A 14,778-nucleotide genomic window follows, 5' to 3' on the forward strand; every position below is an offset into this window, starting at 1 on the left:
CGCGTCCTGCTGTGTTCGAGCGAGCTTTATTCGCTCGCGGGACTGTTCTTGGTCGTGCGGCGCTGGCGAGGCGCCTTGGCTGCAGGCGCGGCGTCTGCGGCCGGTGCCTGCGGCGCGGCTGGCGACGGCGCATCCGCGGGCGCAGCGGATGGCGCGTCTGCGCCGGCCGAAGCGGCCTTGGCGGCGCGGCCGCCGCTCTTGGCCGTGCCGGCGGAGGCGCGGGTGCGCGAGGCGGCCGGCTTAGCAGGCGTGGGCGAAGCCGCGTCGGCGTCGGGTGCAGGCGCTGCCGGCGCTGCTGGCGCTGCTGGTGCGCCTGCGGCGTCGGCAGCGGCGCGGCTGCCGCGGGCGGTGCCGCTGCGCGGCGCAGCCGAAGCTGTGCGCGTGGAGGCGCGCTTCGCGGGCGGCGCGGCTGCCGTTGGCGGCTCGCCGGCCGGCGTAGGCGCCTCGGGCGAAGCGGCAGGCGCGGCCGAGGCAGCGGCTGCATTCGGCGGCGGCGTCACTGCAGCAGGCGTGGCCGCAGCAGGCGTGGCCGCAGCAGGCGTGGCCGCAGCAGGCGTGGCCGCAGCAGGCGCGGCTGCAGCAGGCGCGGCCGACGACACAGGCGCAGCAGGCGTGGCCGACGGCGCGGGCGCCGCCGCGCGAGCCGACGGCGTGGCTGAAGGGCTCGATGGCGCAGGAGATCGGCTCGACGACGCCGACGAAGCGCCGGTCGCCGGACGCGATGCGGACAACTGCGAAGCGCCGGCGGAACGCGCGGTCGGCCTCGCCGAGGATGCCGCGCCGGTCGTGCCGGTCGGTGCGCCGGTTCGCGGCGCGGAGCCCGTCGGCGATTGAACGCTTGGTGGCATAGATGGGCCGGCACTCGGAGCGCCGGCGTTGCCGGAAGACGTTCCCGCGCCCATGCCGGTCGTACCCGACGCCGACGCGGCGGCGGATGCCGAAGCCGACGTCGTCAAGCCGCCCGGCGCCGCCGACTGCGGATTCGCGGACGATGCGGGCGTCTGGCCCGCAGCGGGCGGCGTACCGCCCGCGGACGATGCGGGCGAAGCCGGCCTGTTGTTGCCGTACGAAGACGACGTCGTCCCGTTCGAATAGGTCGGCCGGCTGCTCGAGTAGCTGCCGCCGCGCGGTCCGGCATTGTAGCTGCCCGGACGGGATTGCGACAAGGGCCGGGAGCCGCTCGGGCCGGAGTGCCGCGCCCCAGCTGAGGAGCCGGCCGACGAAGAGCCGTAGCTCGAGCCGGAGCTGGACACGCCTCCGCCGGCCGTAGTGCCGCCGTTAGCGGATGCGCCGCCCGATGCCTGGCCGCTGCCCGACGCACTGGCGGAAGAGGAGGTGCCTGCGCTCTGCCCGGGACGCAGCGGTCCGCGTCCGGGCGCGTTGGCGGCATTGTCCAGCACAGCCAGGAATTCCACGTTGGTCTTCGTGCCGCCCAGCTTGCGCAGGAATTGATCCACGAACTCGATCGAGTCGTTCATGCTCTTGCGCAGCGTCCATACCTTGTCGAGCTCCTCCTTGGAGAGGAGCATCTCCTCGCGGCGCGTACCGGAGCGGCGGATATCGAGCGCCGGGAAGATCCGGCGTTCGGCGAGCTTGCGGTCGAGATGAAGCTCCATGTTGCCGGTGCCTTTGAATTCCTCGTAGATGACGTCGTCCATACGGGATCCTGTCTCGACGAGGGCGGTCGCCAGAATCGTCAAGCTGCCGCCTTCCTCGATATTGCGCGCCGCGCCGAAAAACCGCTTGGGACGGTGAAACGCGGCCGGATCCACGCCGCCCGACAGCGTACGGCCCGACGGCGGCACGACAAGATTGTAGGCGCGGGCTAGGCGGGTGATGCTATCCAGCAAAATAACGACGTCGCGCTTCTGCTCGACCAGGCGGCGAGCGCGCTCGAGCACGAGCTCCGCTACCTTAATATGGTGCTCGGGCACTTCGTCGAAGGTCGATGCCACGACTTCGCCTTTGACCGAACGCTGCATATCCGTTACTTCTTCCGGGCGCTCGTCGATCAGCAGGACGAATAAGTAGATATCCGGACGGTTGATCGAGATGCTGTTGGCGATTTCTTTGAGGAGGAGCGTTTTGCCTGCTTTGGGAGGAGCGACGATAAGACCGCGTTGTCCAAGACCAACCGGGGCCAGAAGATCCATGATGCGGGTGGACAAGCGATGGGGCGACGACTCGAGCACGAGCTTCTGATCCGGGAACAACGGCGTAAGCGCAGGAAAATGAAGGCGCTCCGCGGCGACTTCCGGCGTGTCGCCGTTGACGAGATTAACTTGCAACAAGCCGAAGTAGCGTTCGTTTTCCTTGGGCGTCCGGCACTTGCCGGAGACGAGATCGCCGGTGCGCAGATCGAACTTGCGAATCTGGGAAGCGGAGATATAGATATCCTCCGCGCTGGGCAGGTAGTTGATCGGACGAAGGAAGCCGTAACCTTCCGGCAGCACTTCAAGCACGCCCTCGAGGAACATGTGACCTCCGCGTTCGGCCTGCGCGCGGAGGATGGCGATCATGAGTTCCTTTTTGATCATCTGGCTGTAGCCTACGATCTGGAGGTCCTTGGCCAGCTTGTAGAGCTGGGTCAGGCTGAGACCTTCCAGATCGGACATTTTAAAATCCGTCAATACAATCCCCACTTCATATTAGGATATGCGTGAGAGCCCGAGCGGCGGGAGCCGCCGCTCAAGCTTCGCGCCATACGTCCGCGCCGAGGCCGCGCAAATGCTCCTCGAGCCTCTCATAACCGCGGTCGATGTATTCCAGTCCGGTAATCTCGGTCACTCCTTCTTCGACGGTCAGCGCCGCCACGACGAGCGCAGCGCCCGCGCGCAGATCCGAAGCTCTAACCTTGGCCGCGTTCAGCTTGCCGCCCTCGACGATGGCCGAGCGGCCCTCGACGCGAATCTGGGCGCCCATGCGCGCGAGTTCGGGTACGTGCTTGAACCGGTTGCTGTAGACGTAATCGGAGAGAATGCTCACGCCGGACGTCTGGGTGAGCAGGCTCGTCATCGGGGACTGGAGATCCGTGGCGAACCCGGGATAGACAAGCGCCTTGACGTCGACCGCCTCGTACGTCTGCTGACCGACGACGCGGATGGATTCGTCCATCTCGTAGACGTGTACGCCCATTTCTTGAAGTTTGGCGGTGAGAGCTTCCATGTGCTTGGGAATAATGTTGTCGATGAGAACGTCGCCGCGCGTCGCGGCGGCCATGATCATATAAGTGCCGGCTTGAATGCGGTCGGGAATGATGGAGTGCCTGCAGCCGTGCATGCGGTCTACGCCTTCGATGCGGATCGTCTCGGTGCCCGCGCCCTTGATCTTGGCGCCCATGGCGTTAAGCAGGGTGGCTACGTCGATGATCTCCGGTTCCTTCGCGGCGTTCTCGATGATGGTGGAGCCCTTCGCTCTGGCGGCTGCCAGCATGATATTGATCGTGGCGCCTACGCTGACGACGTCCATATATATTCTAGCTCCGCGTAATTCGTTAGCCTTGATGCGGATAGCTCCATGTTCGTTGGTTACGGTTGCGCCCAGTGCCTCGAAACCTTTGATGTGCTGGTCGATCGGCCGCGGCTCGAAGTTACAGCCGCCCGGCAGTCCGATGGTGGCTTCGCCGAAACGTCCGAGCAATGCGCCCATTAAATAGTAAGAAGCTCTAAGCAGTTTGACCCGGCCGTTGGGCATCGGGATCGATTGAATGCGGGTAGGATCGATGGACAAGGTCTCTTCCTGCCAAGCAACCTGGCAGCCTAGCTCTTCAAGCAGTTCGGTGTAAATCTCGACGTCGCTGATATGAGGCAGATTGTCGAGCCTGACCTCGGATTCAGCAAGTATGGCGGCGGGCAGCAGCGCGATCGCGCTGTTCTTGGCGCCGCTGATGGAGACCGTTCCGCGAAGCGGACGTCCCCCGCGTATCATCAGTTTTTCCATGAATGCATGGTCCTCCTAGTAGATGCTTCATCTACTCCGGGGGCGCGTGGCGACCGCGTTCCGCGTTCGATGAAGGAAAGGAAAGACGCCTTGCTAGGCGTCTTCCCCCGTTGCGTGACAGTCGCCGCCCTAGTACCGCCATCCGCGGACAAGCCGCGGCGCGGCGAAATGATAGAGGCGACGATCGACGATGATGGATTAAGCTTGGTTGCTGCTGCCGAACAGACGGATTTTCTCTTGAACGACGGCCTTCATCGCGTTGCGCGCAGGCGTCAGATACTTGCGGGGATCGATGACGTTCGCGTCCTTGGCGAGCACTTCGCGGATCGACGCGGTGCAAGCGACTTGGTTCTCCGTGTTGACGTTGATCTTGCCGGCGCCCGCTTGGATCGCCTTGCGGATCATGTCGTCCGGCACGCCGGAACCGCCGTGAAGAACGATCGGTACAGGGATCTTCGCGACGACCGCTTCGATGATATCGTAGTGGATCTTGACTTCGCCCTTGTACATGCCGTGAGCCGTGCCTACGGCGATCGCCAGCGCGTCGACGCCGGTCTCTTCGTAGAAGCGGATCGCCTCTTCGGGCTTGGCCAGCGATGCGTCCGCTTCGTCGACGCTCAGATCGTCCTCGACGCCGCCGATCGTGCCGAGCTCGCCCTCGACGGATACGCCCATCGCGTGAGCGGCCTTGACGATTTCTTTGGTCAGCTTGATGTTCTCTTCATACGGGTGGTGGGAGCCGTCGAACATGACGGAGGAGAAACCCGCGCGAATACACTTCATGGCGATGTCGAAGGTGCTGCCGTGGTCGAGGTGCAAGGCGATCGGAAGGCCGGATTTCTTCGCTGCCGCCTCCGCGATGGCTACCGTGTACTCGATGCCCATGTACTTCAGCGCGCCTTCGCTGACGCCGAAGATGAAGGGGGACTTTTCTTCCATGGCGGCTTCGGTGATCGCTTGGGCGAATTCAAGGTTGTTCATGTTGAATTGGCCGACCGCGAATTTGTTTGCCTTCGCCTTGGGAAGGAATTCGTTCATTGATACGAGTGGCATTGTGATTCCTCCTGCGCTCTGAATAAGTCGTGTGCTGTCTTACGCCCGACTTGCATGCGACGTTATTATATCACAAATGGAATAAGGATTGTAAAATGGCTGTCCGCTCCGCAAAGCCCCCAAATCGAGGCCAATAAAGAAAACCGCCGGGCGCCACCGGCGGTTCTGCGTTCCTATATTCCAGGCTTTGTCAGGTGCCCGCCGCGAACCGGGGCGAAGGCCCGCCCTCCATGAGCTGCATGTTGACCGCCACCCTCAGCTCGTCGATATCGAAGGGCTTGGTGAAGTGCATCAACGCGCCCAGATCGGTCGCTTCCTTGATCATGTCCAGCTCGCCGTAAGCCGTCATCATGATCACCTTGACGTCCCGGTTCATTTCCTTGATTTTTTTCAAAATCTCAAGCCCGTCCATGCCGGGAATCTTCATGTCCAGCAGAACAAGATCGGGGGTATGCGTGCGTACGATCTCCAGCGCCGCGCGTCCGTTCGCCGCCTGGAAAGTCTCGTATCCTTCGACGCTGAATACCTCGAGCAGCAAGATCCGAATGCCGATCTGATCGTCCACAATGAGCAATCTCTTCTTGGCCACCGCTTGATCCTCCTCTTCCTGTGGTTCCTTCATTCCCGTATTCGCGCCCTGGCCGTCAATTCCTTCCTAACTTCTGCCAAAAGCAAAAAAAAGCTCCGGCTTTTGCCGAAGCTGGAATAAAGATGTTGAATTTATTAAGATTCGGTGCTGCGCAGCGCCGCCTTGACGAATTCGCGGAAAAGCGGCTGCGGGCGGTTCGGACGCGAGATGAACTCGGGGTGGAACTGAACGGAAAGGAACCATGGATGTCCGGGCAGTTCGACCATCTCGACCAGCCTGCCGTCGGGGGAAGCGCCGCTGATCTTGAGCCCCGTCGACTCGATGAGGTCGCGGTACTCGTTGTTGAATTCGTAGCGGTGGCGGTGGCGCTCGTAGATGAGCTCTTCGCCGTAGCATTCCGCCGCGAGCGTGCCCGGCACGATCTTGCACGGGTACAGGCCGAGGCGCAGCGTGCCGCCCATGTCCTCGATGTCCTTCTGGTCGGGCAGAAGGTCGATGACCGGGTACGGCGTGGCCGCGTGGAACTCCGAACTATGAGCGCCGTCCAGTCCGGCCATGCTCCGCGCGAACTCGATGACGGCTACCTGCATGCCGAGGCAGATGCCGAAAAACGGCACGCTGTGCTCGCGTGCGTAACGGATCGCCGTAATCTTACCTTCGATGCCGCGGTCGCCGAAACCGCCCGGCACGAGGATGCCGCCGACGCCGTCCAGCAGCTCGCGAACGTTGGATGGCGTGACTTCCTCGGCGTTGACCCAGCGGATGTTCACCTCGGCGTCTGCGTCGATGCCTGCATGCGCCAGCGATTCGACGATGCTCAGATAAGCGTCGTGCAGCGCGACGTACTTGCCCACGATGGCAATCTCCGTCGTGCGCTTCAGCGACTTGACGCGGTTCACGAGGGCGATCCACTCGTCCATGTCAGGCTTGTCCGCGCCGCCGAGCTTCAGATGGCTAACGACATAGTCGTCCAGCCCCTGCTCCTGCAGCATCAGCGGAACCTCGTAGAGCGTGGAGGCGTCGCGGCATTCGATGACCGCGTTCGCGTCGATATCGCAGAAAAGGGCGATCTTGCGCTTGAGGTCCTCGGCCAGCGGATGCTCCGTGCGGCAGACGATGACGTTCGGCTGGATGCCGATGCTGCGCAGCTCCTTGACGCTGTGCTGGGTCGGCTTGGTCTTGACCTCGCCGGCAGCCTTGATGTATGGGATCAGGGTCACGTGGATGTACATTACGTTGTCCCGGCCGATGTCGCTCTTGATCTGGCGGATCGCCTCGAGGAACGGCAGCGATTCGATATCGCCGACCGTGCCGCCGATCTCGGTGATGACGACGTCCGAGCCGGTCTCGCGTCCCGCGCGGAAGACGCGGTCCTTGATCTCGTTAGTGATATGGGGGATGACCTGCACCGTGCCGCCCAGGTATTCGCCGCGGCGCTCCTTGCTGATGACGGTGGAGTAGATCTTGCCCGTCGTCACGTTGCTGTTCTTGGAAAGATTGATGTCGATGAAGCGCTCGTAGTGGCCGAGATCGAGGTCGGTCTCCGCGCCGTCGTCGGTCACGAACACTTCGCCGTGCTGGTACGGGCTCATCGTGCCCGGGTCTACGTTAATATAAGGATCGAACTTCTGGATCGTCACCTTGAGGCCGCGATTCTTGAGCAGGCGCCCCAGCGACGCCGCCGTGATGCCCTTGCCGAGCGAAGAAACGACGCCGCCCGTCACGAATATATATTTGGTCACCCTCTGTCATACCTCCCGCATGTGCCCCTGGCATCATGTTAATGGTCTCCAAAAAAACAAAAAAAGTGACACCCATTTAAATGGGGGCACTTTTAAAAATAACGCTATTGAAATGCCTGCTTGAAAAGCCCAAGCATAAGTTTACCCGCTGGCTACAGTGGTGTCAAGCCTTCGAAGCATGCCAAAAACGGCCGCCGCAACGCCACCCGGCTCGAGCGGCGGAAGCAACGACCCGGAGACGGGAGGACGCCCTGAAGGCGCCCTGCCCGGACGAATCAGCGCTCGGCTTCGTCCTCTTCCTCGTCGTCCGCTTCTTCCTCGTCTTCGTCCTCGTCGAACCCGTCTTCCTCGTCGACTTCGCCTTCGATGCCTTCTTCTTCCTCGGATTCCTCGTCGATCGCGACTTCTTCGTCGGCTTCGCCGGCCTCTTCGCCTTCTTCGAAGATCTCCTCGCGATCTTCGTCGAACAGATCGAAGCCGCCTTCTCCAGGCTCCGTAAAGGTCTCTTCCTCGTCCTCGCCGTAGAGATCCTCGTCGTCGAGATCGTCGTCGTCGTTGATGATGCGCGGACGCTTGGCGCCGCCCGTCACCGGATCGTCGGAGCGATCGACCGGATACCAGCGCTTCAGACCCCAGACATTGCCGCCGACGCACGCGAAGCGGCCGTCAATATTAATCTCCGTATAAACCTGCGCGATAAATTCATTGATCTGCTCGGGGGAAAATCCCCGCTGCTTGGCGATCTCCATCATGAGATCCCGGTAGTACAACGGCGTATTAACCGCCTTAAGCACCTGGAATGCCAAATCGACCATCGGCATCTCCCGGATCTTCTCGGCGTCGAACTTCAGGACGTATTCCGCGCTCACGCTCTATGTCCCCATCCTCTCAGTATGTTAAACGTTGCTATTACCCGTAGGTGTCAACCCTTAGTTAAACGCATTTGCGGCGAAAATGCAAGTATGGCGCCGCTTCCGCGGACATGCCTTTAGGCCAGTCTAACCGCGTTTCCGCCCATTTAAACGCATGATACGCCGCCGTCGGCCAGGAGGCGATTGAGATACCCGGGCTTGTCCGGCGCCGGGAGGACGCCATTAAGCGAAGGCGCATCGGAGCCGCGCCTTCGCTTAATCGACTGTACCCTTCCGCGCTCCTCGGGAGGAGGAACCTACACGGGTGCGAGAGTCTCTCCGGGGAAACTCTCCCTTCATACTATGTGCCGTGACCGCAATTGACACCGCCTGACGCCCAAATTGCGCAAGGCCGGGTCATACTCCCAAGCCTTGCTCCGCCGGTGCACATAGTATGGGGAATCTAAGCCGGGAAGGGGACCAGCTACATGGATACGAGCGCTCTCCTTCGTCTCCTCCGCCGCCTGCTCTCCGCCGGCGGGGAGCCAGGCGCCAGAACGATCGTGCGCTTCGCGAAGCCGGAGGACGGACGCCGGTTCCTCGCGAAGCTGGCCGGCAGGCGGCAGCGCGGCACGGCGCTGCGCGCGGCGCGGCCGATCCGGGTGATCGGGGGCTTCAGCGTGCCGCTGCCCGCCGGAGTCCTGACCGGTCTGCTGCAGCATGGCTGCCTGCTCGAGGAGGACCTGTGCGTCAAGATCAGCCGCTCGCTGCCTAAACCGGTCTTCGTCACGGACAGCAAGCTGGACATCCCGTGGGGCGTCCGCCGCATCCGCGCGCCGCAGGCATGGAGCCGCACCACCGGGCACCGGGTGAAGGTCGGCGTCATCGACACCGGCGTCGACTTCGGCCATCCCGATCTTCGCCACGCCCTGAGCCGCGGCATCAATCTCCTGCAGCGCGCTTCGCTGCCGCACGACGACAACGGGCACGGTACCCATATCGCGGGCACGATCTCCGCCGCGAACGCCTCGCGCGGCATGATCGGCGTCGCGCCACGGACGGAGATCCATCCGGTCAAGGCGTTCGATTCGGACGGCTCCGCGTACGTGTCCGACATCATTCTCGGCATCGAATGGTGCGTGCATCACGGAATGGATATCGTCAACATGAGCTTCGGCATGCCGAACCGAAGCGAGGCGCTGCTCAAGGCGGTGGAGAGCGCGTATCGGGCGGGCGTGCCGATCGTCGCCTCCTCGGGCAACGACGGCAAGAAAGGCCGCATCGACTTCCCCGCCGGATTCGGCCATACGATCGCCGTCGGCGCGCTCGACCGGCGCGGCCGCGTCGCCCGGTTCACGAACCGCAGCGCCGCCATCGACATCTTCGCCCCGGGCGCCAAGGTCGAATCCGCCTGGCCGAACGGAAGGCGCCGCGTCATGAGCGGCACCTCGATGGCGACCTCCCACGTCACCGGCGCGATCGCGCTGCTGCTGGCGCTGAAGCCCGGCCTGTCGCCGGGCCGGATCAAGGAGATCCTGCGGCGGTCATCGCGGCCGCTTGAATACGACAAAGCTCCCCGATGGGCCGGGGAGCTGGATGTCTTGCGTATGCTGGAGGCCGCTGGCGGGTCGTCCGGCGATGCCGGGGCGCCGGCGGACACCGGGTTCGCGGGCATGAAGCCGCATTGAGCGCACGTGCGCCGCGTCGTCGCCGCGGAATAGCGATGCGGCACATCGCTATCTGCTCGCAACCGGCGCCGTGGCGCGGAATAGCGATGCGGGACATCCCTATTCGCCCGCAACCGGTGCGGTGGCGCGGAATAGCGATGCGGGACATCGCTATTCGCCCGCAACCGATGCGGTGGCGCGGAATAGCGATGCAGCACATCGCTATCTGCTCGCAACCGGCGCCGTGACGCGGAATAGCGATGCGGCACATCGCTATCTGCTCGCAACCGGCGCCGTGACGCGGAATAGCGATGCGGCACATCGCTATCTGCTCGCAACCGGCGCCGTGGCGCGGAATAGCGATGCGGGACATCGCTATCCCTCTTCTTACATTTGCTCCGGCGCGGATACGCCGATCAGCCGCAGGCCGTTGGCCAGCGTATGGCGCAGCGCGGCGAGCAGCTGCAGGCGCGCCTGGCTCTGCGCCGCATCCTCGGTGATGACACGCTCGGCGCGGTAATAGCTGTGGAACAGCGCGGCCAGCTCGTATACGTAGCGCACGATGTGGTGCGGCGCGTAGTCCTTGGCGGAATCCGCGACTACGGCCGGGAATTCGCCCATTTTGCGCAACAGGTCATATTCGTGCTCGGTCGTCAGCAGCGACAGATCCGCTTCGGCAACGGGAAGCACGGCAACGCCTTGCTCCTCGGCTTGGCGGAAGATGCTGCAGATGCGCGCATGGGCGTATTGCACGTAAAACACCGGATTCTCGTTGGACGTCGAGACGGCCAGATCCATGTCGAAGTCCAGGTGCGTGTCCATGCTCCGCATCGTGAAGAAATAACGGATCGCGTCGACGCCGACCTCGTCCATCAAGTCCTCGATCGTGATCGCCTTGCCGGTGCGCTTGGACATCTTGACCTTCTCGCCGTTCTGGAACAGGCTGACCATCTGGGCGATCAGCACCGTTAACCGCTGCGGATCGTGGCCAAGCGCTGCCATCGCAGCCTTGACGCGCGGGATGTACCCGTGGTGGTCGGCGCCCCAGATGTTGATCAGCTCGTCGAAGCCGCGCGCGAACTTATCCATATGATAGGCGACGTCCGGCGTCAGATATGTGTAGCTGCCGTCGTTTTTCACGAGCACGCGGTTCTTGTCGTCCCCGAACGCCGTCGTATTCAGCCAGACCGCGCCTTCTTCCTCGTAAACGTGGCCTTGGGCTCGCAGCGCTTCAAGCGCGCCTTCGACCTTGCCCGTCTTATACAACGAAGTCTCGCTGTACCAGCTGTCGAAGCTCACGCCGAACCGGCCCAAATCGCGCTTGATCTTGTCCAGTTCGCGCTCGAGACCGTAGCTGCGGAAGTAGTCGAAGCGTTCCTCCTCGGACTTCTCCAGCAGACGCGCGCCCTCGCGCTCCGCCAATTCCTTGGCGAATCCAACGATATCCTCGCCGAAGTAGCCATCCTCCGGCATCGCCGCGTCCTCGCCGAGCGCCTGGCGGTAGCGCGCCTCGATGGAGCGGGCCAGGTTGTTCACCTGGTTGCCCGCGTCGTTGATATAGTACTCGCGGGATACGTCATACCCCGCGAACGCGAGCACGTTGCACAGCGCATCGCCGACCGCCGCGCCGCGCGCGTGGCCGAGGTGCAGACTGCCGGTCGGATTCGCGCTCACGAATTCGACCTGTACCTTGCGGCCGCCGCCGGCGGAGGTAGCGCCGTATGCCCCGCCCTGTTCCAGCACGGAGGCGACGACCGGCAGCAGGTACCGCTTGTCCATGCGTAAGTTGATGAAGCCGGGGCCTGCGATCTCGGCGGACGTCACGTTCGACCGCGCATTGTCCAGATGCTCGATGATCGCCGTCGCGATCTCGCGCGGATTCTTCTTCGCGATGCGCGTCAGCTGCATGGCCGCGTTCGTAGCCAAATCGCCGTGCGCCTTGTCGCGCGGGACTTCGATCACGATGGCCGGCACCTGCTCCCGCTCCACGATTCCCGCTTTGACCGCGGCGTCCGCGATGGCCTCTTTCAGAATCTCATAAGTCTGCTCCAACACGTTCATAACTCTATTCCTCCCGTATATCCAGCCCGATCTCGAACCGGCCCATCTCCTGATCCTCGCTCCGCATCTCGTAGCTCCAGGACAGCGTGCCTCCCGACTCCGTCAGGTCCGCCGCCAGCTCGTGCGTGAACGCCTCCACGGCCATCTCGCCCTGCGGCAGACGCACCGCCCCGGGCGCCGACGCGCCCAGGCGAAACGTCTGTTCGACGCCGACCTCGCCCTGCCGCACGACGCGGACGTCGCCCTTCAGCACCGAGACCGTCATCGCGTCCGGGCAGCGCAGCACCCAGCCCGTCGCCATCCGGTACCACTGCCCGGCCAGCCGCTCCTCCGTCCACGCGCCGGCCTCGCCGTCCTGCCGGCTTCGGAACACGACCGTCACGCGCCTGTAGTCCGGCATTCCGATTCGCTCCCGTCTGTCCGTTTTTGTCTGTTATTTACTATATACACAACGCCTGTCGAATTCAACGACCGTTCATCCCGCGCACATTCATCCGGCGAGAATCAACCCGACGCACATCCCCGCCTGCACGCCCGCCACAGATCCCCGCCTACACGCCCGCCGCCCACCGCCAGCGCCTCCGCTTCGCTCCTCGGCCAGCCTCCGGGCCGCCTCTTGCCCCTTCCCCTTCGGCATGCTATGATATGGGCCAATATCGAACGACGATGAACGGGACAGTACCGGATCGCGCAGCCGTACCAGAGAGCCGGAGGGGTGGGACCCGGCACGGCGGGATCATCGGGAAGCGGACCCGGGAGTCGGTCTCCCGAACCAGCGCGGCTATGAGCGAGCGCCCCGGCGTAGGGAGACCCGGCCGGACGGCCGTTATCCTATTGAGCGGCGTTCCGCGCGCAGATCGCACTGCCCTGCCCGGACGCTATAAGAGTGGTACCGCGGACTGACCTCCGTCTCTTAAAGAGACGGGGGTTTTTTGCGTCCGGAAAAATAAATCGAGGAGGACATCCCATGCTGATGAAACAAGCCGCAGCGCTGCTGCAGCCCCACGTGCCGATCGACGAGGAGGAACTGCTGCGCCGCCTCGAGACGCCGCCGGAGCCGGGACTCGGCGATCTTGCCTTCCCATGCTTCATGCTGGCCAAGTCGATGCGGCGCCCGCCTGCCTCCATCGCCGCCGAGCTGGCCGAAGCCTTGAACGCATCTGGCGCGGGCGTTCGCGCCCAAGCTTCCGGCGGCTACGTCAACCTTTTCTTCGATCCCGCCGTCTGGCTGGACCGCATCGTCGGCGCCGCGCTCGAACCCGGTTACGGCCGTTCGGACGATGGCCGAGGCAGACATGTCGTACTCGACATGTCCTCTCCGAATATCGCCAAGCCGCTCGGCGTCGGCCACCTTCGCTCGACGATGATCGGGGCCGCGCTGGCCGCGATCTATCGGGAAGCCGGCTATAGAGTGACGACCGTCAACCACCTCGGCGACTGGGGCACGCAGTTCGGCAAGCTGATCGTCGCCTATCGCAGCTGGGGCGACCGCCGGACGCTCGAGGCGGAGCCGATCGGGGAGAGCCTGCGGCTTTACGTTCGTTTCCACGAAGAAGCCGGGCAGCGCCCGGAGCTGGAGGACGAAGCGCGGGAAGCCTTTCTGCGCTTGGAGCAAGGAGATGCGGAGACGGCGGCGCTGTGGCGGTTTTTCGTCGACGAGAGCATGAAGGAGTTTAACCGTATCTACGCGCGCCTCGGCGTCAGGTTCGACGAAGTGCTTGGCGAGAGCTTCTACAACGACAAGCTAGAGCCGGTGCTCGAGCGTTTGCGGGCGCAGGGCCTGCTCGAGGAGAGCGACGGCGCGATGGTCGTCCGGCTGGACGAGGAAGGCCTGCCGCCGTGCCTGATCCTGAAGAAGGACGGCGCCACGATCTACCCGGTCCGCGACCTGGCGACGGCGTTGTACCGGCAGCAGGTCATGAAGGCCGATCGTCTGCTGTACGTGGTCGGCGCCGAACAGCAGCTTCATTTCAGACAGGTATTCGGCGTCCTGGGAAAAATGGGAGAGCGGTGGGCGGGAGACTGCGAGCATGTGCCGTTCGGCCTCATGACCATGGAGGGCAAGAAGATGTCCACCCGCAGGGGCCAGGTCGTTTTCCTGAACGAGGTGCTGGACGAGGCCGTGAACAAGGCGCGCGAGATCATCGCCGCCAAAAACCCGGACCTGCCCGACCGCGACCGGGTGGCCGATGCGGTAGGCGTAGGCGCGGTTGTGTTCGGCGACTTGAAGAATCGCCGGCTGCTGTCGGTCGACTTCAAGCTGGAGGAAGTCGTCAGCTTCGAAGGCGAGACGGGGCCGTACGTGCAGTACACCTACGCGCGGATCGCGAGTCTGCTGCGCAAAGGCGGGTACGATGCGGGGGAAGTCGAGTCAAGCGGGGCCGCCGGGGTAGCCGCGGACCACGCGTCGGCCGGCGGCGCGTACACGGAGGCGGCATGGGCGTGCGCGAAGAGGCTGACGCAGTGGGACGCGGCGATCTCGGACGCGATCCGGGACAACGAGCCGTCGGCCGTGGCGCGTTACATGCTGGAGCTGTCGCGTGACTTCAACCGCTTCTATCACGACGGCAAAGTCATTCAGCCGGACGATGCCGCGGGCACGCGCGCACGGCTGCGCCTCGCGGCGGCGGCCGGATCGCTGCTCGGCCGCGGGCTGAAGTTGCTCGGCATCGCGGCGCCGGAGCGCATGTAATTGGCTTGGCGCGCGGGTGCGATAGTGCCCAGATGCGCCTATCTCCGGTCCGGAGCAGCATGGCGCGGGCACGTTAGTGCCCATACTATTTAGCCCCCTAATCCCTTTGGACACTTTCTCCGACTCGAATTAAACTATAAAGAGCGGAGGAAATGTCGGTGAAAAGACGTTTTTACGGAACGGA

Annotated in this window: 9 protein-coding genes and 1 pseudogene; 2 read left to right on the forward strand and 8 right to left on the reverse strand. The window is 63.6% G+C overall.

The annotated features are described in order from the left end of the window. Nucleotides 1-1,298 precede the first annotated feature (1,298 nt). From rho to rpoE, 6 genes and pseudogenes are all read right to left on the reverse strand, one after another. Nucleotides 1,299-2,615: pseudogene (gene rho / locus PQG80_RS27965) on the reverse strand (transcription termination factor Rho); the annotation flags it as partial. Nucleotides 2,616-2,688: 73 nt separating this feature from the next. Further along, complete coding sequence (murA, locus tag PQG80_RS27970; protein WP_271755122.1) at nt 2,689-3,939, reverse strand: UDP-N-acetylglucosamine 1-carboxyvinyltransferase; 1,251 nt, start codon at nt 3,937-3,939, stop codon at nt 2,689-2,691. A gap of 198 nt (nt 3,940-4,137) precedes the next feature. Beyond that, nucleotides 4,138-4,992: a class II fructose-1,6-bisphosphate aldolase gene (gene fba / locus PQG80_RS27975; RefSeq protein ID WP_271755123.1), complete on the reverse strand. Its 855-nt coding sequence runs from the start codon at nt 4,990-4,992 to the stop codon at nt 4,138-4,140. Between the two features lie 190 nt (nt 4,993-5,182). Beyond that, nucleotides 5,183-5,581, reverse strand: a complete 399-nt coding sequence (locus tag PQG80_RS27980) for a response regulator (protein ID WP_271755124.1) — start codon at nt 5,579-5,581, stop codon at nt 5,183-5,185. Nucleotides 5,582-5,715: 134 nt separating this feature from the next. Then, nucleotides 5,716-7,323, reverse strand: a complete 1,608-nt coding sequence (gene pyrG, locus PQG80_RS27985) for a CTP synthase (protein WP_271755125.1) — start codon at nt 7,321-7,323, stop codon at nt 5,716-5,718. Nucleotides 7,324-7,598: 275 nt separating this feature from the next. Further along, nucleotides 7,599-8,192: a DNA-directed RNA polymerase subunit delta gene (gene rpoE, locus PQG80_RS27990; RefSeq protein ID WP_271755126.1), complete on the reverse strand. Its 594-nt coding sequence runs from the start codon at nt 8,190-8,192 to the stop codon at nt 7,599-7,601. 470 nt (nt 8,193-8,662) lie between these two features. Between rpoE and PQG80_RS27995 the strand changes: the two genes are divergently transcribed. Further along, nucleotides 8,663-9,862: a S8 family peptidase gene (locus tag PQG80_RS27995; protein WP_271755127.1), complete on the forward strand. Its 1,200-nt coding sequence runs from the start codon at nt 8,663-8,665 to the stop codon at nt 9,860-9,862. Between the two features lie 366 nt (nt 9,863-10,228). Here the strand turns inward: PQG80_RS27995 and argS (PQG80_RS28000) are convergent, their stop codons facing one another. Both argS (PQG80_RS28000) and PQG80_RS28005 read right to left on the reverse strand, forming a co-directional pair. Beyond that, nucleotides 10,229-11,902 carry an arginine--tRNA ligase gene (gene argS, locus PQG80_RS28000; RefSeq protein WP_271755128.1) on the reverse strand — a complete coding sequence of 558 codons (1,674 nt, stop codon included), beginning with the start codon at nt 11,900-11,902 and terminating at the stop codon, nt 10,229-10,231. 4 nt (nt 11,903-11,906) lie between these two features. Beyond that, the gene (locus tag PQG80_RS28005; protein WP_271755129.1) at nt 11,907-12,302 is read right to left on the reverse strand and encodes a DUF1934 domain-containing protein; all 396 of its coding nucleotides are present in this window, start codon (nt 12,300-12,302) and stop codon (nt 11,907-11,909) included. Nucleotides 12,303-12,869: 567 nt separating this feature from the next. Here PQG80_RS28005 and argS (PQG80_RS28010) point away from each other — a divergent pair. After that, complete coding sequence (gene argS, locus PQG80_RS28010) at nt 12,870-14,594, forward strand: arginine--tRNA ligase (protein WP_271755130.1); 1,725 nt, start codon at nt 12,870-12,872, stop codon at nt 14,592-14,594. Nucleotides 14,595-14,778 lie beyond the last annotated feature (184 nt).

The organism is Cohnella rhizoplanae (genome assembly GCF_948329515.1).
Lineage (GTDB): Bacteria > Bacillota > Bacilli > Paenibacillales > Paenibacillaceae > Cohnella > Cohnella rhizoplanae.

What these genes read in the sequence shown, in the direction of transcription:
- murA (WP_271755122.1), bottom strand. Translation starts at nt 3,939, where the DNA reads ATGGAAAAACTGATGATACGCGGGGGACGTCCGCTTCGCGGAACGGTC.
- fba (WP_271755123.1), bottom strand. Translation starts at nt 4,992, where the DNA reads ATGCCACTCGTATCAATGAACGAATTCCTTCCCAAGGCGAAGGCAAAC.
- PQG80_RS27995 (WP_271755127.1), top strand. Translation starts at nt 8,663, where the DNA reads ATGGATACGAGCGCTCTCCTTCGTCTCCTCCGCCGCCTGCTCTCCGCC.
- argS (WP_271755128.1), bottom strand. Translation starts at nt 11,902, where the DNA reads ATGAACGTGTTGGAGCAGACTTATGAGATTCTGAAAGAGGCCATCGCG.
- PQG80_RS28005 (WP_271755129.1), bottom strand. Translation starts at nt 12,302, where the DNA reads ATGCCGGACTACAGGCGCGTGACGGTCGTGTTCCGAAGCCGGCAGGAC.
- argS (WP_271755130.1), top strand. Translation starts at nt 12,870, where the DNA reads ATGCTGATGAAACAAGCCGCAGCGCTGCTGCAGCCCCACGTGCCGATC.